Consider the following 19,751-nt stretch of genomic DNA (forward strand, 5'->3'; position numbering starts at 1 on the left):
TCAAAAATAATTTATTGAATTGATTCAATCGCTTCGAAGATTTTATTTTTAGAATTTTCAAAGACTTTACCTCCAAATTCTTCATTATCTAAGGAATGAATGGTGACATCATGCACGCCCATGATCCCAAAAATATGCTTCAGATAAGTAGTTTGAAAATTGATGTGTCCGTTCTTTTCATTTTCTCCGTATCCGGTATCACCACGGGTTGAGAGGATAAAAAGCTTTTTGTTTTCAAGAAGTCCTACATAATCACCATCCGGAACTCCGGATCGGAATTTCCAGGTTTTATTAATCCGCATGACCTGATCAATATAAGCTTTCAATCCGGACGGAATAGACCAGTTGTACATGGGCGTTCCGATTACATATACATCATGTTCTTTGAGCTCTTTGACCAGTTCATTACTGAGCTGTAAAGGCTTTTGATTTTCTTCGGTTTTGTCTGAAGATTTTTTGAAAGCTCCTGCGATCCAGGATTCATCAATATTGGGAATAGGATCAGTTCCCGCTTCTCTGTAAGTGAATGTGTCAAGAGGATATTTGGTTGTCCAGTTTTCAACGAAAAGCTGGGTTAGTTTCCTGCTGTAAGATCTTTCATTTCTTACACTGGCATTAATAATCAATATTTTCATTTGTTAAGAATTTATAACAGCAAAATTCTTGATTATTTATTTCTGAAAAATTGATCTAGTTCAAGAGGATTTATTTTTTTTTCGGATTCTGCTGATAAATTCTGCGGAAACCCCCAGATAAGAAGCAATCAGATACTGAGGGACTCTTGATGAAATATCAGGATAAGTATCCAGGAAATCATAATATTTTTGTTCGGCTTTGTACATATGATTGAGCACAACTCTTTTTTCAAGAGTTCCAAGATAACCTTCCAGAATTATTCTGAAGTATTTTTCTAAGGATGGAATTTCCTTCAACATTTTTTGAAAAGACTGGTGGCTGATCTGTAAGAGTTTTGTTTTTTCTACAGTCTGTATATTATAAATGGAAGGTTTTTGTTTTGAAAAACTAGCAATATCTGTTGCCCACCAATGGTCAATGGCTAAAAAGAGAATTTCTTCATGTCCATTTTCTTCATTGATGCAAAAGGCTTTTAAAACTCCCGAAATAATATAACTGTCATGGCGGCAGATTTCCCCGTTTCTTAATAGAAAATCCCCTTTTTCCAATGTTTTTTCTGTCCAGAAACTTTTACAGGCAGTTATTTCTTCCGGACTTAGTTGAACATGTTGCAGAATACTCTTAATTAATGTTTCCATTCAAAAAATGATTAAAAAGAACGGTTGTAATGATAGATCTGACTGAAATTCTTACAATCAGCTCATTTACAAAAATACTTATTTTATGGGCTGTCAAAACCAAATAAATCTAAGATTTTGCTATGCATATATTAGGATTTATCATGTATCTTTGCTTTGAGGAAAATGAAGAATCATTTATGGAATCAATATCGGTTTTTGAGATTATTAAAGTAGGAATAGGCCCGTCCAGTTCGCACACGATGGGACCATGGAATGCAGCATCTGCATTCATCAGAATTATAAAAAGAGAAAGGTCAATAGCTGAAGTTAAAGAAGTTTTTCTTGAGTTTTTTGGCTCACTCGCAAAAACGGGAATTGGGCACGGAACCGATATTGCAGGAATGCTCGGTTTAAATGGCGAAGACTTCAAGACCATCAATACTTCAAAAATTGATGAGAAAATAGCATACATAAAAGATACACAGACCATTAATTTGGGAGGTGAGAAAGAAATTTCATTTATCTATGGACATCACTTGATTTTAAATATGAAAAAATCCCTTGATTTTCATCCCAACGGAATGATCTTTAAGGCTATTTTTGAAGATGGAACCGAGCTTGTTCAGGATTTTTATTCTGTAGGTGGAGGTTTTATCGCAAGTCAGGAAAAAAATTCCATAGAAAAACAATGTGTACGTACATTATATCCTTGTCATAGGGCTTCTGATATTGCAAAATATTGCCAGAAATTAGGCTTTGATAGAATTTCAGATTTAATTTTAATCAACGAAGAAAGCTGGAGAACTCAGGAAGAAACAAGAGCGGAAGCACTTTATATTTGGCAGCAAATCAAAGAATGTATTTATAAAGGAGTGAATAAAGAAGGAATTCTTCCCGGCGGCTTAAATGTTTCCCGAAGAGCAGCAGGAATCAACAGAAAGTTATTAGGCGACAAAATCTATAAAAATAAAGATGAATGGTTTCAGCAGGTTGTTGATGCCGAAGAAAATTTCACCAATATCAATAAATGGATTGCCTGTTTTGCACTGGCAGTGAATGAAGAAAATGCAAGCTTTGGAAGAATCATTACAGCGCCTACCAATGGTGCAAGTGGTGTAATTCCTGCGGTTTTAATGTATTCACAAGCCTTTACAGAATCTATAAGTGATGAAGATATTGTACGTTTTCTACTGGTAGCAGGGGAAATCGGAACTTTATTCAAAAAAAATGCAACCATTTCTGCAGCAATGGGAGGTTGTCAGGCAGAAATCGGAGTTTCATCAGCAATGGCTGCAGCCGGACTTACCGAAATTTTAGGGGGAAGCGTGGGACAAGTATTGATGGCGGCCGAAATTGCCATGGAACATCACCTTGGCTTAACCTGCGATCCAATCAAGGGGCTTGTACAGATTCCGTGTATTGAAAGAAATACAATGGGAGCCATGAAAGCCATTACCGCCGCTAATATTGCATTGGAAAGTGATCCTGCCAAGGCAAAAGTAACATTGGATGAAGTTATCCAAACCATGTGGGAAACAGCCTTATCAATGAGTGACCGTTTCAAGGAAACCTCTGAGGGTGGATTGGCTATTGCAGTGAACGTTCCTGAATGTTAATGAAAATAGTATTTTAAAATACAAAAAATCCTTAGATAATATGTCTAAGGATTTTTTGTTGTGCTTTACAACCACCCCGTCAAATCTTTGATTTGCCACTCCTCCAAAGAAAGAGAATTTTTATGTCTTCAATTGTAATCTTTATGGTAATGATGGATTCTTTAGGCTGATTAGAATATGTCGTATTTACTTTTTGCTGAACAGGTAAGTTTTTCCACCCTGTGTAAGTTTAAGCTGTTTACTTTCAGGAATGAAAGATAGTTTTAAACCTGCTTTGTCAAAGGTAAACTGATCCTTTGCTACCGAAGTCAGAGGGAACTCAGGTTGGTTGGTACCTTGAGCATACAGTACCCCGTTTTTGACGGTTACCTTTAGTCCCAAATCAATATCCTTTGAAGCATAATCTCCAATATATTTTTCCAGATCAGCCGCCGGAATTTTAGGGCTATCCAATACAGGATATTGATAATCTCTGTCATAGATTAAATTCAAAAGAGCGACATAGAAACTGTTATGTGGAAATTCCTGACCATTGATGGTAATAGCATAAGATAATTGATCGTTCGGCTCAAAGGCTACTGTAGAATGGCTTCCTGATGTATCTCCGCCATGGCCGTATAAAGTAATATTGTAAAATGGCATTTTCATAATTCCTAAGCCAAAAAGTTTCTCGTTTTTATTGGAAATCATCATGTCAAGGGTTTCTTTCTGTACCAACTGACCATTGAATAGGGCATTGATAAAGATGTTAAGGTCTTCCGGAGTGGAAGTGATATCTCCTAATCCAATACAGTTATGGAAATCGAAATCTTTAACTTCAACCCATTGCTTATCTTTAAGTTCGTAGGACTTAAAAATATTATTTGGTTGGTCCAGAACAGAAAAAGTATGGGGCATTTTAACTTTTTCTAGAATGTTTTCCTTTAAAATCTCATTGTAAGGTTTATTATGTATTTTTTCCAATATCCTGCTCAAAAGGAAGTAGGCCGAATTGGAGTAGCTCATTTTTTCCCCAGACTTAAAGCTTACCCCATCTTTTTTAATAACTTTAATAATAGCCTGATCGCCTACCGATTTTCCAAAAAGCCAATTGTTTTCAATAGATTTTCCTACATAATCTCCTAAGCCGCTGGTGTGGTTGAGCATAGTTTGGATGGTGATTTTTTTAGCATTGGGAATTTCAGGATAGAATTTTGAAAGTGGATCGCTTAGTTTTAGCTTCCCTTTCTCTACAAGCTGAAGCAGCATGACAGCAGTGATAAGCTTACTAATGGAACCTATCTGATATGCGGTATTTTTATCATAGGGAGTATCAGATAAAAGCTTTTGTCCAAAATCTTTTTGATAGACTTGTGATCCGTTTCTGAAGATGGAAACACTTCCAATCACTTGGTTGTTTTGAACCATATAATTTAAAAAGTCATCTATTTTCTGTGTATTGATAGGCTTTCCATTAAGGTAAGAAACGTCAGAATTTTCAGATTTTTTATCCCTGTAAAGATTTAAAACCATGGCTTTTCCATTTTGTAAAAGGTTTCCCTCAAAATGATCTGTTGTATAGCTTCCTTTATAAGTAGCATTAATTTTTTCTATTTCAAAAGTGAGTTCATTGTTATTGAAATCAATTTTATCTACAGGAATTTCTTTAGTGCTTTGCTTTGTGCTTATAAGCGAAGAAGTATAGCCTTTAGATCCTTTTGAAATTGTAAGAACAACCGGAAGTTTCATGGATTGGGTATCTACTTCTCCGTTCCATATTCCTTCAATTTGGGCGTGACAAAGGTGTGCCAGGAATACCAGCACTAGTAATAATTTGATTTTCATAGTATTTAAATAATTTTAGTTATCGTAATCTGGCAGATCAGGGTACTGATCAATGACACTGCACAAAATAGTACAATATGCTGCCATTTTTTAATATTGGTTGCGGTTTTGAATCCGTTGTAGTAAAGGGTAAAACTATATATGAGTAGGGTAATGGCAATAATGGTGGTGGAAATCGAGATTAGAAAATCCAGAAAGGGAAACGCACCTGAAGTGTTTGACTGATATTTTATAATATTTTTTCCTGCGGTCTTAAGGTAGGGGATCTTTTTGGATAACTGTAAGATAATCAGAAAGAGCTGGGATATTAAAACGGTATTTACAATATCAATGATTCTGGTTTTTTTGTTGAGGCATTTTCCTAAAATAAAAAGAACAACAATGGCCGCAGAGAAGCTTAATACAGTAGATCCTGCTATTGTTTTTAATGAGGCATTCTCTAAATTATTGATTCTGTATATGCTGCTAAAGCTAGATTCTGTCCAATATCCTATTCCGATAGAAATAATTACCGAGAGGATCCCGGTAAGGAGCAGAAGTTTCTCATCAAACTTTTCAAACGGGTTAAAGATAGATTTCCAGTTCATAGGAGTGAGTTTACAGGTTAGTTTTCAATTGTTCAACCTTTGTGATCAGGTCATCCATTTTATTTCTCATGGTCGGGTAGGAGAGTCCTGCCTGTTTGGCCATTTCCTTGATGCTTCCACTGGATAGGAAAAAATTAAGAACAAAGTCCTGCTCCTCACGATTCAGCTTCAGGAGAACCGGCAGTTCATAATCACCGCTTACTTCTGTCTTGCAGCTGGGACATTTCATCTGGCTTACGTTTAAGGTATGGTCGCAACTTGGGCAGACTATGGGTAACTTCATGGATTATATTTTTTACGAAAGTAATGTTTTTTTTAATAAAGTTAAAATGTTTTTTAATTTTATTAAAATTTATTTTCTTTAAACAAATTGAACACTGCTTTATTCCTAGAAAAAATGAAAGAATATTTGTTTTTTATATAAAAACGAATATTTTTGCCAAAAAACTAAATAACATGAGAAAAGTTCTAACAGTTCTGTTTGCTGTGGCTTCATTGGCATTGTACTCCCAGATCAGCATTCCTGAATCTTCAACAAAAGGAATTATTATTACCCAGGGTAATCAGAAAATATCCTACAAAAATCTAACTTACAGTAAAGGAAAAGTTACTTATACTAATATTCAGAATGGAGCTGAAGAATTTCTTTATGATAATTCTGTGAAAGGAATTCAGGAAGAAGGAAAGAGTGGAATTGGGCTTATACCGGGAGAAAATTCTGGAGAAATAGTTAAGGGTACAGAAATGCCTAAACTAACTGCTAAAAGAGACATCAAAGATTATTTGCTTCAACAGAAAGATCCACTATACATGAAAGGACGAACTATAAATAATATTGGGACCGTTCTTGTGATAGGAGGTGCAGCATCTTTTGTCATTGGAGGGCTATCGAATCTTTCTAAGGCTGACAGTAATGGAGTGAAAAATGGGGAAGCAAAGGGTTCTTCCGTCCCTCTTATTATTGGCCTTATCGGTGCTGGAGCCGGGGTGGTACTCAAGCTGGTGGGGCACTCACAGATGAAAGATGCGATGGATCATTACAGTACTGCAGGAGTAAGAAAATTTAATCCGGATTATTATGTGCTTAATGATGGAAATGGAGTAGGATTGATGATGAAATTTTAAGCGTATTCAATACTATTATCTAACCATAAAAGCCACAGAAGTTTTTTAATAGTAAACTTCTGTGGCTTTTGTTTTTGAAAGGATATCGTTTCTATCTTAATATTCCTCTAATTCTGTTAGCATTGGTAATAAGCTCTTCAAGGTATTCGTAGTTTTCTTTTTCCAGGGCAGCCTTGAATTTTCTGAGCTGAGTGATATGCTCATTCAAAACATCCAATACGTTTTCTTTGTTTTGTTTGAAGATGGGAACCCACATTTCAGGATGAGATTTTGCAAGACGCACTGTGCTTGAGAAACCTGAACTGGCAAGCTGAAATATGGTTTCTTCCTCACGTTCCTTTTCCAGTACTGTATTGGCCAGGGCATAGGAGGTAATGTGAGAAATATGGGAAATATAAGCGGTATGGATATCATGATCTTCTGCATTCATGTAAATCATGTGCATATCAAGGGCATTAACTACTGTTTCCACTACATTGAGTGCATCTTCAGCAGATTCTTCCTTATTACAGATCACCCCGGCTTTTCCTGAGAAACTTTCAGCAATGGCAGACTTTGGACCATTGTTTTCAGTACCCCACATCGGGTGAAAGGCTACAAACCTTGAACGTTTCGGGTGGTTTTTAACGGCACCAACGATCCCAGCCTTGGTAGAACCGGCATCCATAACGGTCTGATGATCGGATATAAGATCCAGGACACTTGGCAATAACTTTCTTGCAGCATCTACCGGAATGGCAAGAATAATAAGGTCTGAACCTTTAACTCCCTGCTCCAGATCTGCTTCAGCATCAATTATTTTCAAATCTAATGCTTCGTTGATATGCTGCTTGCTGTTATCAATACCATAGATGAAGCTGGCAATGTTTTTTTCTCTTAATTTCAAGGCCATTGAACCACCGATCAATCCTACTCCAATAATACTTATTTTCATCTTTTTCAATTTTTTTTAAATAAAAAAACCTCGTCTAGGACGAGGTTTTAAATTATATTCATAAGAATCCCTATCCCAAATCTGAGTTAAAAATTCTATAATAATATGTTCCGTTGTTAAAATTCACTTGGCGAAGTTATAAAATATTTTTTAAAGTTGATCACTTTTTATGATTTCTTCTTGACAAGAATTGGAGTATTGTACTGCCAGTCCTTGTTGGGAACGATACTGCTTTTGATATAATATTTTCTTTCTTTTTTGAATACAACAGCCAATGTATCAGTAGGAGAGTGGGAAGTTATCTGGTCACCTTCAATCTGTTTTATGTATTTTATAATGATCTGTTTTCATCTCCCATAATGCTGCAAACATCTGTGAAATAGGTTTTATAGCCAATTCCCCCAAAAGTACAGCTATCTTTGGTAATGGTAAGATCATAATCCAGTGTCATTTCAGAGAAATCATCCAATTTTCCAAAATCATAGGCTACGGAATATTTCCCTTTTCATTGGTCATGAAGTGTGGTTTCGGAATCTTTTGCAGATCCTTCAGGCATACTTTTACAAGAAATAATCCCCAGAACAGGAAGTATAAGGAGTGTTTTTTTCATAAAGTTGAATGCTTCTTAATCAGCGCTGTGAATGATTGTTCTTTTTACATTTTCACCTTTCTGCTCCAATTCTAATGTAGTAACACCGCCGGCAAATGAAAATTCAATTTCAATTTTATTGGAGGATACTTTGTAGCTGATCATGTCCAAACCATCCTGATTAATTTCTTTTTCAATATTTTGCTTGGGTAATTCTGCTAGAAGAAGTTCTGATTTTTCCACTTCTTTCTCCTTGATGGTTTTTTGATAAACCTCTTCCATTGTACTTTTCGGGAAGATGCATTCCTCTTCACTTCCGTATTCCAATGTTTTTTCTGTACATTCTTTCAGGGTAGGAATTTCTTTGCTTTCCGGAGCTGTATTTTCTACGATGGGAGCTTTTACAACAGGGCTGTCTTTTTTAGGAGTTTCGGTTTCATTGGCTGCCTGTTTTGTATCGTTTTTACACCCTGTTATCATTAACAGGGTAATAGCGATGAAGCTTATTTTTTTCATTAATAGTGGGTTAAAATTATTTTATATTTAAATAATGAGTGTTAATTTACCTGGTATATCGGCTTCCTTTTTTACCAGTACTAGGTATGAATTTAGTGAGCCTACATTTTTCAGGAACAGAAGACTTTTTGGGAGATTTTATCAGATTCCAGTCCATGTAATGATAGTTTCCTTCATTCCAATCTAAAAGTTCAGCTTTTCCTTTATCTTCAGCCGGATATGATTTAGGGTAAAACTCAATCACCATTTTTTTTTCTTTTATAATACCTGTAATGACTCCCTCTTCTTCTATTTTTCCGTAAGCTTTGAATAAATATGACCCCTTGATGCTGTCATTATCTTTCCTTTTTTCTAAATGTATATAGAACTTAATCTGTTGAGAAATGCCCATATCTGAGTATTCCCAGCTCCCATTGATGGAATCTTTAACGCGGAGGTTATATGATTGTTGAAGATAGCTTTCAACAGCAACGCTGTCACGGGCGAAGATGGCTTCATTGGGTTTCATGACTTTGTTGTCCTGAGCTTTATTGCAGGAAAACAAGCATGCCGCATACATGAATAAGAAAGTTATTGAAAGGAATAAATATCGTTTTTTGATCATGTTTCCTAAATCGATGGCTGTTTTTATGTTTTTGTTCCTGAAAGATATTAAAAAAATTAAAACTTCAATAGGTTGAGCTGGGTAAGGAAGCTATTTTTATCTGAATTTTATCCTGCTTTTATGGACATATCCCTTTTTCCCTTCTTTAGAAATTACCAACCACCAATCACCACCTTGGTCTAAAACATCAATTTGTTCACCAGTGTTTATTTTTTGTAGTATTTGAGAAGAAGAGTTCTTGTCCTTTCTTAAATTAGTATAGCCATCAGCATCTTGAATATAATAGCTTGTATTTTGACTTTTTTCCACTCTACATTTTTTGTCTCTTACATTTTCTTCAGGAATAGGTGTTATTTTATCAGTCCATCCGGTTTTTTGTATATCAATATTTTGAGGAACATCACAAATGTATTTTACTGCATCCTGTGAAACATCTGACATTGTTTTATAGATGATATTTTGAAGAATCCATGTGTTATTTTGTAAGATAATAGGATATTCTTTTTCATAATATCCACGGTCAGGAAAGTAGGTTTTTATAGTAAATCCTTTGCTATCAGAGAGTGGAGTGATAGTGTCAATAATATTGCCTCCATCTTCAGAAAAATTTCTTGTTTCCAGGGCTAATGTATATTTTCCCTGTTTATTCCCGAAAAAGATAAATAAATTTTCTCCTTGATAAGGTTTATTACTTACAATTTTATCAGAGATACCATCCTTGTTGACATCAAAAGTTTTTATGAAATAATCTTCGTTATTGATGTAGGTTGCCAGAGCACTTCTTCTGGTTTCACTTGAGGTTGTTTTGGAGGAAGTCTGTGGGGTTTTCTTTTGAGAATGACAATAGATTGAGATGGTTAGAATTAATGGTACTAAAAGGGTTTTCATCAGTTAGTTAAATAAGATTAATTAGCTATCATCTTATGGGAAGATTATCTGCTATTCTTATTGTTTAATAGATAGGTTACTTTTTGATTATTTGTATAACTAATATCTAGAAAAGGACTTTCCCACATATACTTTCCGTCTTTTAAATACAGCTTGCCAAAATCATGGGTTTTTGCCAATGCCCAAGAATTTGTACCATCTAATGACTCTTGGTATTGTAGATCAAGAGAATTATTGTTTTCAACAACTTTTAATAAAAATTTTTGATAAAGCTGATAACCTTCGGCATAGTAGATCACGGAATCTTTTGAGATCTTTAAATTTATTTTATATTCATATCCTTCTCTTTCCCCTTTACCGTGTAAATCAAAATGATAATCACCTATCCATTTGTTCAAAGTATCTTGATTTCTGGTTTCTTCACGAACTATATTATTATGATCGGAAACTTTTTGAAGACTAATTATTTTTCCTGTATCAACGGTGTTTGATACATTTTCAGTAGAGATAGAAGAGGTTTTCGTATTCTGTTTACAAGAAAGTAAAACGATAATTGCTAAACTTATTGTAATTTTTATAGTGTATTTAATCATTGTTTATCTTTTGAGTTTCCACTATAATTTTAGATTTCTCAATCCAATTATTTTGTGAGCATGAAAAAATAAGTAGAAGAAATGGTAACATTAAAAAGTTTTCATCAATTGGTACTTAAAGCTATTAAAATTTTTTAATAATAAAGATTAAGCTCATCTAATTTTACATCCAGAGATTCATCTAAATAATGTATAGAATCCGATTTAATTGAACCATCAGAAGATATACTTTTCTCCGTGTATGAAATTATATTAACATTCTTATCATTATTTGAATGAAAATATTTGATTTGCCATATTTTACCTGTTTTAGTATTAAAATATGACATGCAATTGTATAAGCCCATTTCTGATTGAGGAATGTTTCTGTAAAATTGTATTGAGTCGGTTTTTTTATTGTTGATAAAAGTAAAGAGATTTACTTTTACCACATTTTTATCCTTTTGTTTTTCTTTTATAAGTTTAATGGAAACACCTTTTTCTAAAGATAAAAAAAGTTCATTGTTTTCAGTTAAAGAGTATTTTTTCAAATATTCTTCATTTTGTTTCTTTAATACTGGATATCCTTTTCCATTCTTTAAGGAATTGAAATAATTAGCACTAGCAAGAATAGAATCTCCAACAAAATAATTTTTACTTCTTAATGAATAGAGGAGATCTGATGTAATGTTTTGAATTTCAATATTTCCAATCGTTTTTCTGTCAATACGAAGTTCAGGGATATCTTCTTCAAGATCTTGAGTGCTTGTATAATTTACAGCATATTTATGCAAATAAATTGATTGTCCCTCTTGCTTAAATGTAATGTATTCATAATTGGTGAAATCTCTTTCTCTATAAGCCTGTTCAATAGTAAAATAAGGATATTTAATTGCTATTTTCTCAAAGCCACTATAGGGAGAATCTTCTTTAGCTATTCTTATAAACTTTCCAGATTCATGATTTTTAATTTTAATATATCCATAATTATAGAAATCATCTGTTTTTTCAGAGGGAAATAGATAGATTTTTTGGTTGTTAAAAGTCCATTCTCTAATGGCTTTTTTCTTTGTGGTGGTTGTATCAGTTTTAATATTATTAGATGTGGGTAAATTGGAATTTTTACTTAATATTTCTTCTTTTTTTCGTCCATTTGAACATGAAATTATAATAAATATTAATGGGATTAAAAGGGTTTTCATCATTTGGCATTGTATTTATTCAGATTTTATTCTGCTCTTATGGATATATCCCTTTTTTCCTTCTTTAGAAACTACCAACCACCAATCTCCGCTTTGATCTAAAACATCAATTTGTTCACCAGTGTTTATTTTTTGTAGTATTTGAGAAGAAGAGTTCTTGTCCTTTCTTAAATTAGTATATCCGTCAACATCTTGAATATAGTAGCTTATATTTTGACTTTTTTCCACTCTACATTTTTTGTCTCTTACATTTTCTTCAGGAATAGGTGCTATTTTATCAGTCCATCCGGTTTTTTGTATATCAATATTTTGAGGAACATCACAAATGTATTTTACTGCATCTTGTGAAACATCTGACATTGTTTTATAGATGATATTTCTAAGCAGCCAGGCATCATTTTGCATGATAATATTATATTCCTTTTCATAGTATCCACGATCAGGAAAGTATGTTTTTATAGTGAATCCTTTACTATCAGAGAGTGGAATGATAGTATCAATAATATTGCCTCCATCTTCAGAAAAGTTTCTTGTTTCTAGGGCTAATGTATATTTTCCCTGTTTATCTCCAAAAAAGATAAATAAATTTTCCCCTTGATAAGGTTTATTACTTACAATTTTATCAGAGATACCATCCTTGTTGATATCAAAAGTCTTTATAAAATAATCTTCGTTATGCCTGTAGGTCTCAAAAGAGCTTCTTTGAGCTTCACTTGATGATTGTTTATGCTTTACAGTGCCCTTATTTTTATCCTGAGCAGGACAAATAAAACTATATGTTAAAAAAATGAATAGACAAATATTTTTCATGAAATTCAATTTTAATTCTAACAAATTGCTATTTAGAATGAATTGTTCTATCGTTAAAATTTTCGAATGAGATAAATCCAAAATCTTTTGTCGTTAGTTCTGTTTTATATTCTTGTTCATCTCCGGAAGACATTTCAGAAGCTAGGGTAGAATATTTATGTAAATAAATTCCTTTTTTAATTTTATCATATTTAAAAGTTGTATAACTATTTTCTATAATACCACCACCTGCATTAACCTGTTCAATGGTAAAGTAATTATCTTTAATTTTTACGTCTGAGAACCCAGATGCTACATTGTCAGGATAATAAGGTTGAATGATGTTGTCATTCGTGAATGTTGTAAATTTATTTTTGTCATTACTTAATTTAACAACGACTCTGAAAATCTTAAAATCAGTTGGCTTAATTTCTTTATTCCATTCAGTACTATAAACTATTATATTATCAGGTTTCCCATCTTGGTTAATGTCAGCTTCTTTTTCAGTGATAATAGAATAGGGATTGTCTTTTTTAGTTTTGGAGGATTTTATTTCTTCAGATTTCGTTGATTGAGAATTTTTGCTTTCATCTTTTGATTTCGAATCCCATATGTCAGGAGGAGAGCTAGAAGATTCTTTCTGTTTGCCTGAACATGAAAATAGAATTAAGATTAATGGGATTAAAAGGGTTTTCATCATTTGGCATTGTATTTATTCAGATTTTATCCTGCTTTTATGGACATAACCCTTTTTTCCTTCTTTAGAAACTACCAACCACCAATCTCCGCTTTGATCTAAAACATCAATTTGTTCACCCGTGTTTATTTTTTGTAGTATTTGAGAAGAAGAATTTTTGTCCTTTCTTAAATTAGTATATCCGTCAGAATCTTGAATTATAAAAATGGAATTATTTTCTTTTTGATAGATATATTTTACATAATCTTTTAAAGTAGGTAATTCATAAAAATTATTCTTTTCCAGATTTGATTTATACTTAGGATTTTGATTTATATAACTTTCAGCGTCACCTTGTATTCCTACTCTTAATTCGCGTTCAAATAAATAGGATATTGTTTTTTCAGGGTCAGAATATTCTTTTGGAGATGATGATACTTTATTTATAATTTCACCAATTCTTAGATAACCATTTCCTTCTTTTGCATAAGAAAAATCTTCAGCCTTGCCTTTATAAATGATTGTTTCTATGTCATCAAATATTTGTCTTTTTAATACCTTATGGGAGCCGGAATTCATGAAAATAAGTTCTTCCATATCAGAAAGGCTATTAAAATCAAATTTTTTAAATATTGACTCTACGAGCTTTTTGTCCTTATTGTATCCATAATAAACAACTAAATCATATAAAAGATTTGAATTGTTTGTTTGTAACCATGCATAGGATACGGGTGTATTATAAAATATATAAGAATTAAAATGATATAACAAGTCCGGATTTATAAACTCCGGTTCGTTAGCACCAGCATCTTGGATGAAAATAAATTTATTATCTCTGATAGCTACTTCTGGAAACATTGCTGGACGTAATGCAATTATAGAATTCTTATATTCTTTTACATTGAAAGAAAATACATCCAAAATTTTTTGATTGAAAGTGTTTTCATCCAGAAATTGGAACCTTCTTTGCTCAAGTATTTTTTTTGCTCTATTGATAAACTCAAGAGATAGATCATCATAGTTTGATTTTGTTCCATCTCCCTCATCTGTAATATTGTAATGGGCTATTTTTAATGAGTTCATTTCTTTGTTATTCTGCAACTGAGTTTTACTTTCTTGTCCATTGCAAGAAAGTAAAATGAAAGTGAAAACTAAAGAAAGGGTTTTCATCATTTGATAGTATTAGTAATAAAAAAAATATTTTTTTAGAATTATATTCTTTATACCATATTTTTTTTCCATATACTCACTCTCAAATAATAACTGACCTTGGCTATATTTGATATTACCGAAATAAAATAATGGTTGTCTGATTTCTTAATATAAATAACTCCCATATCATCTGAGGAGTTATCATAAGTTATTTTAATTTTTTCATTGTCAACTTCTTCAGCTTTTAAATGGGAATATTTATTTTTGACTCCTTCTTCAATAACGGTTAATGTAATGTCTTCTAATGATGTTATTGTAATATCAAAAATTGTTTTTGCAGAATCTCTGTTGGTAGCTTCAAAATAATATTTCCCTTTCCAAGAATCTTTATCTTTTGTTGATTCCTTGATTTTGGTTTCAATATTTTTAATATCCTCTTTTTTCTGCCCGCTTGAACATGAAATTAGAATGAATAATATTAAGGTTAGAAATTTTTTCATCTGTGCTATTGTTTTGTGTTGAATGCTAATTTTTACTTCTTAATGAATAGAGGAGATCTGATGTAATGTTTTGAATTTCAATATTTCCAATCGTTTTTCTGTCAAGACGAAGCTCAGGAATATTTTCTTCAAGATCTTGAGTGCTTGTATAATTTACAGCATATTTATGTAAATAAATTGATTGTCCCTCTTGCTTAAATGTAATGTATTCATAATTGGTGAAATCTCCTTCTCTATAAGCCTGTTCAATAGTAAAATAAGGATATTTAATTGCTATTTTTTCAAAGCCACTATAAGGAGAATCTTCTTTAGCTATTCTTATAAACTTTCCAGATTCATGATTTTTAATTTTAATATATCCATAATTATAGAAATCATCTGTTTTTTCAGAGGGAAATAGATAGATTTTTTGGTTGTTAAAAGTCCATTCTTTAATGGCTTTTTTCTTTGTGGTGGTTGTATCAGTTTTAATCTTATTAGATGTGGGTAAATTGGAATTTTTAGTCGATAACTGTGGTTCTATATTCTCTTTTTTTGAATTATTCAAATGCTGCTTACAACTCAAAAAAACTAGTATACTAAAAATAGTAATTATTAAATATTTCATTGTATTTGTAAATTAATAAATTTATAAAGTAGGTTTATTTTAAATATGATTAGAGAGTTTCGAACCAATATCTTGTAAATTTCTTTCCTCCAATAATTCCAAATTGATATGATTCAGGTTCTTCGTCCTTTACATAATCATTTGGTGCTGGACAGTCAAAAATAATTGTATTTAAATTAACTTTTTCAAATTTACCACTATTAGTTATTTGATAAAGATGATGAATTTCAAAAAAATCATTTTTTTTATTTATTTTATACTTTCCAATTGCTAATCCATGTTTCTTGTTTTCTTTATCTAGCTGGCAAACTGAATAATCAAAATTTTTCTCTATTTTCAAAGTATCTTTTAATATATTATTTTGAATAATAAAGAGATATCTAGTTCTTGAATTTGTTTTTAATAAACTAGGTATATTACTTGCTTCTAATTCAGTAATAGCATTATTACTTTCTTCTATTTTTTGCCATCCTTTTTGAATAAAATATTTAGAATCATTTTTTAAAACTTTCTTTAGTTTTTTTGATTGTAAAATTGTAACTGTACCATCATTAGAAATTTTATCAGCATAATTATTTAAAGAGAATGGTAGATTTAAGATACTATTTTCTTGACCTTTACAAAAGAAACATACTAATAGTATTATTATAAAAGAAAATTTATAAGTTTCGCTGGTCAGTTTTTGGAGCTTTCCATGGAATTTTTTTACCATCCTGTGTGTATTTGTAGTTAACTGCATCATCTTGATCTTTTGTGTCATATGAATTTAATTTAATAAATCTGGCGGGATTTGTCCTTTTTGTTTTTCCTGTTCCATATGCATTTTGGACAGTAGCTATTTCTAAATGTAGATGAGGACTAGGTATTTTGTTTGCAATACTTCCAGAAACTCCAGAATATCCTATTAAGGTTCCGGCAGTAACATCTCCTTTATGTAATAATCGTTTACTTAAATGCATGTATATCAGGTATACATCATCACTCTCCTTTATATCGATACCTCTCTCTTCTCCTTTTTTAAACTCTAATTGATAATTTATCTTTTTTTCTTGTTCCAATAAGTCTTTTACATTTTTTATTTTAATTCTAATTGTTTGTCCAGCAGAATTTCCTGGTGTTGATTCAACAATTTCCCCATCTAGGCAAGCATATACTGGTGTTCCTATAAATTCATCCTGAATAAATGGTAATGCAAATAAATCTAAACCAGAATGGTATTTTGTATAGCCATCTCTAACATCTCCATATGCCCCACTAACAGGTTTAATATTTCCGGATGAATTATATTTTGTTCTTCGAGGCTTATCAACAGGATCATGCCATTTGCCTATCGGTTCTTTTGAAGAGGGCTGGGCAACGCCTGGTTCACATTCATTTATTCTAAAAACTTGACTTGTTATATTTTGAAAATTTGTTTTTCTCTTTCTTTTAGATTCTGCATCATCATCTTTGTTAATGAGGAAAGTAACTTTATCTACGATATCAGGAGATTTATCTTTATTTATGACATCGTTGATCTTTTTCCATTTCCAAAATCCCATCGCACTGTAAACTGCGTATTTTTTATCTGTAAGAATTTTATTAGGATTAGAGACAATATCTACACTTCCATCAAAAACTGTAATTTCACTATTTACTTTTTCATAATTTTCTTTCCAAGTTAATTGAATAAGACCTTTTCCTCTATATTTACTTCCGTCTCCTGATTCTACACTCCCATTACCATATTTGTTAGAGTAAGCATGGTTAGCAAGCATGTCTTCATTCGCAATTTGTATACCTTTATCTTTATAGTGGTTTAAATCTTTTCGACCATATTTTTCAGCAATGTCAGGATGACTTTTAAAATAAGAGAGGTTGCAAAAACTTTTTTTAGAGCCATTTCCATAATATCCTCCTTTTTTATTTTTTAAGTCACCTTTAACCCAATTAGTACCTTCACTATACCAAAAACCATTTTTTAGGGCATCAGTGGAATAATTCATACTTTCGGGACTTTTAATAGTTAAAGCATTTCCTGTTTCTTTAAGTACCTGTGCAAAAAAATGAGCTTTTTTTAAACAAGTATTAATTCCAAAATGTTTAGCACCTTTGTTGAAGTGTGTTACAATTTCTTCTAAATGATTTACCTCCTTAACCCCAGTAAATATTTTTTGAAGTTCTTCGAGAGTTACTTTTTCACATCTTGGACATTTTGTAGAACTTGGGGTTTCCGGTTTCGGTGTATTCTGCACCCCAGACGGGCTCAGTGGATTTTCCACAGTCAGCAATCCCTCAGAATCCACCCCAAATTTCTTAGATTCTGCTGCAAGATCCTTGGAAATAATCTCAATAAAATAGTTTTGTGTTTTTTGATCCGGGTCATTCGGAATAAAAGAGTCAACTCCTTTTTTGAAAATATCTTTTGTAATGACAAAGCCCATAGTATCACAGAGATCGGCAGGAATTTTAATATTACCACTCCTATATACTTCATCATTGGATCCCATGTCATATTCCCAGATTACATACTGAATATATTTACCCACCATGTTTTTAGAATGAATCCTTACATGTACTTTATTTCCAACAGCTACTTTAGAAAGTTCTTTTCCTGAGCTATCTACGAATACAGCTTCTATAATGTTGCCCTTAGGATCGGGTTGTCTTGGACCTCCTCCTTGGCCTGTAGGAAATTTTGGAGTGTTTGTTTGAGGTTGAGATTTGGGTTGAGTTGGTTGTTGTCCTGTTTTGTGATCAGGATTAGCTACATCTACGTTGGTTTGGCTGGCTCCCATAATTTTCCCAGAGTAGCTTGCCGTAACATAATACTCATGATTAGCCCCTTCATTTTGGTCACCTTTCATGAGGAGCTTATTGGCCATTTGCCTTAATACTCTTTCATCAGACATCAGCGGAATGCCTATTTCTGCAATCCCTTTTTCATTCACCCTTGCTGTATAGGTTCTGGTGTGGCGGTTATTTTTATTGATCGTAGAATTATGTCCTTTTCCAGGGGCATCATCTTCCCAAAGATGAAATTCAATGTCCTTATTGAACATACCAATACAATGAGCCTGCGCAATAAGAGTATCGCGATAACTCGCTTTGTTTACATCTCTTGCTCCTCTGTTGAAAAGGACTACTTTTTCTATTTTAGGAACAGTATTACTGGTAGGGATCAATTTTATACTGCCTGCCAATTGCTTGCTGGAGGGCATTCCTGGTAATATGCCCTGTTTGGTTTCATAGACTTTCATTTCGAATTCTATTCCCAAACCGGGTTCTCCAAATCTGTAGGTTACTTTTTCTCCGGTTTTAGGACTTCCGGTAATATCTTTCCAGGTTCCATTCTTTTGCTTCTTGTACAGATACCATTCATATTTGCTTTTTGGACCAAACGAAAGACCAAATGGCTTTATTTCATAGTTGTAAGTTGTTCCCAGCAAAGGATTCTGATTGCCAATAATAATTCCTACCATAATCTAGCTGTAATAAAGTTCGTTCGATTCTTTTACGTCTTCCTTAAATTCACCAAAATCTACAACCGGATTATAGACCTGCTGTTCCTGAGTATTAGCGTTTGCTGCTTGATTTTTACCCACTTCGCTTTGCTGTCCGTGTTTAAGGATGGTGATTTTCCCTCCTGTGGCACACATGAGTTCAGAAATTTCTGTAAGGCAGCTTTTACCCGCAATCTTTACCTTTTCGTAAGATTTCTGCCATTTTCCTGCGGCAGCATAAGCACATGGAAGATAACCTCCCGAGGTTGGCTTAAGTTTGCATTGACCAAAAGGTTGTGCAGGCGGATCAAATTGTAGATCGTCTTCTGTTACAGCAAGATAATCAGCTTGGCCCTCAGCATTATTCCAATAATGCTTTTTTTGACTGGTCACCTTAAATTTTGGGAATTTGAATCCCTGGTTACATTGCACAGTTCCTTTTTGTACAATAAAATACTTTCCATCATGAGGGCCGGAACTGCTACTGCTTTCTTGTTTATCTTTATTTTCTTCTTTGTCCTTGGTTTTATCAGATGCTTTATCATCATTCTGACCCTGTTCGGTAGATTCTTCATTCTGAATTACATTGTCTGAAGAGTTTTCCTCTTCCTGGCTAGAAGGACCATCTGTATTTTGAGAGTCAGTTTCTTCAGTCATTAATTGAGGATCTTCCGGAATAAGAATTTTCTTTCCTGGAACAGGCTCCTGCATAACATCTTCCTCTGAACAGTGAAGATTGTGAAAGGTCTTTAACGTTGCTTCATTTTTCAGCTTAAACTGCCGGGCCAGCGAACTGAATGTATCGCCCTGTTGTATGACATAATTTTTCATA

General features: G+C 32.9%; 22 protein-coding genes. 2 read left to right on the forward strand and 20 right to left on the reverse strand.

Features of this window, described 5'->3' with window-relative positions:
- Nucleotides 1-11: 11 nt before the first annotated feature.
- Complete coding sequence (locus SCA31_RS02305; protein WP_410695218.1) at nucleotides 12-635, reverse strand: FMN-dependent NADH-azoreductase; 624 nt, start codon at nucleotides 633-635, stop codon at nucleotides 12-14.
- A gap of 60 nt (nucleotides 636-695) precedes the next feature.
- Nucleotides 696-1,274, reverse strand: a complete 579-nt coding sequence (locus SCA31_RS02310) for a Crp/Fnr family transcriptional regulator (RefSeq protein ID WP_410695220.1) — start codon at nucleotides 1,272-1,274, stop codon at nucleotides 696-698.
- 179 nt (nucleotides 1,275-1,453) lie between these two features.
- Here SCA31_RS02310 and SCA31_RS02315 point away from each other — a divergent pair, with 179 nt between their 5' ends.
- Complete coding sequence (locus tag SCA31_RS02315; RefSeq protein WP_410695222.1) at nucleotides 1,454-2,872, forward strand: L-serine ammonia-lyase; 1,419 nt, start codon at nucleotides 1,454-1,456, stop codon at nucleotides 2,870-2,872.
- A 186-nt stretch (nucleotides 2,873-3,058) separates the two neighbouring features.
- On the opposite strand, the gene SCA31_RS02320 is transcribed toward SCA31_RS02315, so the two are convergent.
- The 3 genes from SCA31_RS02320 to SCA31_RS02330 are packed head-to-tail and all read right to left on the reverse strand — an operon-like array spanning nucleotide 3,059 to nucleotide 5,566.
- Complete coding sequence (locus tag SCA31_RS02320; RefSeq protein WP_410695223.1) at nucleotides 3,059-4,696, reverse strand: serine hydrolase domain-containing protein; 1,638 nt, start codon at nucleotides 4,694-4,696, stop codon at nucleotides 3,059-3,061.
- 5 nt (nucleotides 4,697-4,701) lie between these two features.
- Nucleotides 4,702-5,283 carry a YIP1 family protein gene (locus SCA31_RS02325; protein ID WP_410695224.1) on the reverse strand — a complete coding sequence of 194 codons (582 nt, stop codon included), beginning with the start codon at nucleotides 5,281-5,283 and terminating at the stop codon, nucleotides 4,702-4,704.
- A gap of 10 nt (nucleotides 5,284-5,293) precedes the next feature.
- On the reverse strand, nucleotides 5,294-5,566 hold the full coding sequence (locus SCA31_RS02330; protein WP_076353689.1) for a DUF2089 family protein: 273 nt from the start codon (nucleotides 5,564-5,566) through the stop codon (nucleotides 5,294-5,296).
- A 173-nt stretch (nucleotides 5,567-5,739) separates the two neighbouring features.
- Here SCA31_RS02330 and SCA31_RS02335 point away from each other — a divergent pair, with 173 nt between their 5' ends.
- The gene (locus tag SCA31_RS02335; protein ID WP_410695225.1) at nucleotides 5,740-6,408 is read left to right on the forward strand and encodes a hypothetical protein; all 669 of its coding nucleotides are present in this window, start codon (nucleotides 5,740-5,742) and stop codon (nucleotides 6,406-6,408) included.
- Nucleotides 6,409-6,499: 91 nt separating this feature from the next.
- Here SCA31_RS02335 and SCA31_RS02340 read toward each other — a convergent pair whose 3' ends face one another.
- From SCA31_RS02340 to SCA31_RS02410, 15 genes are all read right to left on the reverse strand, one after another.
- Nucleotides 6,500-7,342, reverse strand: coding sequence for a prephenate dehydrogenase (locus SCA31_RS02340; protein ID WP_410695226.1), 843 nt, complete (start codon nucleotides 7,340-7,342; stop codon nucleotides 6,500-6,502).
- Nucleotides 7,343-7,673: 331 nt separating this feature from the next.
- Nucleotides 7,674-7,811, reverse strand: coding sequence for a hypothetical protein (locus SCA31_RS02345; protein ID WP_410695227.1), 138 nt, complete (start codon nucleotides 7,809-7,811; stop codon nucleotides 7,674-7,676).
- 156 nt (nucleotides 7,812-7,967) lie between these two features.
- Nucleotides 7,968-8,447 (reverse strand): hypothetical protein, encoded by a 480-nt coding sequence (locus SCA31_RS02350; protein ID WP_410695228.1) that lies wholly within the window; start codon nucleotides 8,445-8,447, stop codon nucleotides 7,968-7,970.
- A 46-nt stretch (nucleotides 8,448-8,493) separates the two neighbouring features.
- Nucleotides 8,494-9,006, reverse strand: coding sequence for a hypothetical protein (locus SCA31_RS02355; protein ID WP_410695229.1), 513 nt, complete (start codon nucleotides 9,004-9,006; stop codon nucleotides 8,494-8,496).
- A gap of 141 nt (nucleotides 9,007-9,147) precedes the next feature.
- A complete protein-coding gene (locus SCA31_RS02360; protein ID WP_410695231.1) occupies nucleotides 9,148-9,939 on the reverse strand; it encodes an SH3 domain-containing protein in 792 nt (263 codons plus the stop codon).
- 44 nt (nucleotides 9,940-9,983) lie between these two features.
- On the reverse strand, nucleotides 9,984-10,532 hold the full coding sequence (locus tag SCA31_RS02365; protein ID WP_410695232.1) for a DUF5991 domain-containing protein: 549 nt from the start codon (nucleotides 10,530-10,532) through the stop codon (nucleotides 9,984-9,986).
- Nucleotides 10,533-10,666: 134 nt separating this feature from the next.
- Complete coding sequence (locus SCA31_RS02370; protein ID WP_410695233.1) at nucleotides 10,667-11,713, reverse strand: hypothetical protein; 1,047 nt, start codon at nucleotides 11,711-11,713, stop codon at nucleotides 10,667-10,669.
- A 15-nt stretch (nucleotides 11,714-11,728) separates the two neighbouring features.
- Nucleotides 11,729-12,523 carry an SH3 domain-containing protein gene (locus tag SCA31_RS02375; RefSeq protein WP_410695234.1) on the reverse strand — a complete coding sequence of 265 codons (795 nt, stop codon included), beginning with the start codon at nucleotides 12,521-12,523 and terminating at the stop codon, nucleotides 11,729-11,731.
- Between the two features lie 28 nt (nucleotides 12,524-12,551).
- The gene (locus SCA31_RS02380; protein ID WP_410695235.1) at nucleotides 12,552-13,199 is read right to left on the reverse strand and encodes a hypothetical protein; all 648 of its coding nucleotides are present in this window, start codon (nucleotides 13,197-13,199) and stop codon (nucleotides 12,552-12,554) included.
- A gap of 15 nt (nucleotides 13,200-13,214) precedes the next feature.
- Nucleotides 13,215-14,348, reverse strand: coding sequence for an SH3 domain-containing protein (locus SCA31_RS02385; protein ID WP_410695236.1), 1,134 nt, complete (start codon nucleotides 14,346-14,348; stop codon nucleotides 13,215-13,217).
- Nucleotides 14,349-14,398: 50 nt separating this feature from the next.
- Nucleotides 14,399-14,830, reverse strand: a complete 432-nt coding sequence (locus tag SCA31_RS02390) for a hypothetical protein (protein WP_410695237.1) — start codon at nucleotides 14,828-14,830, stop codon at nucleotides 14,399-14,401.
- Nucleotides 14,831-14,855: 25 nt separating this feature from the next.
- Nucleotides 14,856-15,437 carry a hypothetical protein gene (locus SCA31_RS02395; RefSeq protein WP_410695238.1) on the reverse strand — a complete coding sequence of 194 codons (582 nt, stop codon included), beginning with the start codon at nucleotides 15,435-15,437 and terminating at the stop codon, nucleotides 14,856-14,858.
- Nucleotides 15,438-15,486: 49 nt separating this feature from the next.
- Nucleotides 15,487-16,149: a hypothetical protein gene (locus tag SCA31_RS02400; protein WP_410695240.1), complete on the reverse strand. Its 663-nt coding sequence runs from the start codon at nucleotides 16,147-16,149 to the stop codon at nucleotides 15,487-15,489.
- A complete protein-coding gene (locus tag SCA31_RS02405) occupies nucleotides 16,097-18,898 on the reverse strand; it encodes a hypothetical protein (RefSeq protein ID WP_410695242.1) in 2,802 nt (933 codons plus the stop codon). Before SCA31_RS02405 ends, SCA31_RS02400 begins: the two co-directional genes overlap by 53 nt.
- 3 nt (nucleotides 18,899-18,901) lie before the next feature.
- Nucleotides 18,902-19,750 (reverse strand): PAAR-like protein, encoded by an 849-nt coding sequence (locus SCA31_RS02410; RefSeq protein ID WP_410695244.1) that lies wholly within the window; start codon nucleotides 19,748-19,750, stop codon nucleotides 18,902-18,904.
- Nucleotide 19,751: the final 1 nt, after the last annotated feature.

Origin of the sequence: Chryseobacterium sp. SIMBA_028, from assembly GCF_046535285.1 — a bacterium.
Classification (GTDB): Bacteria; Bacteroidota; Bacteroidia; order Flavobacteriales; family Weeksellaceae; genus Chryseobacterium.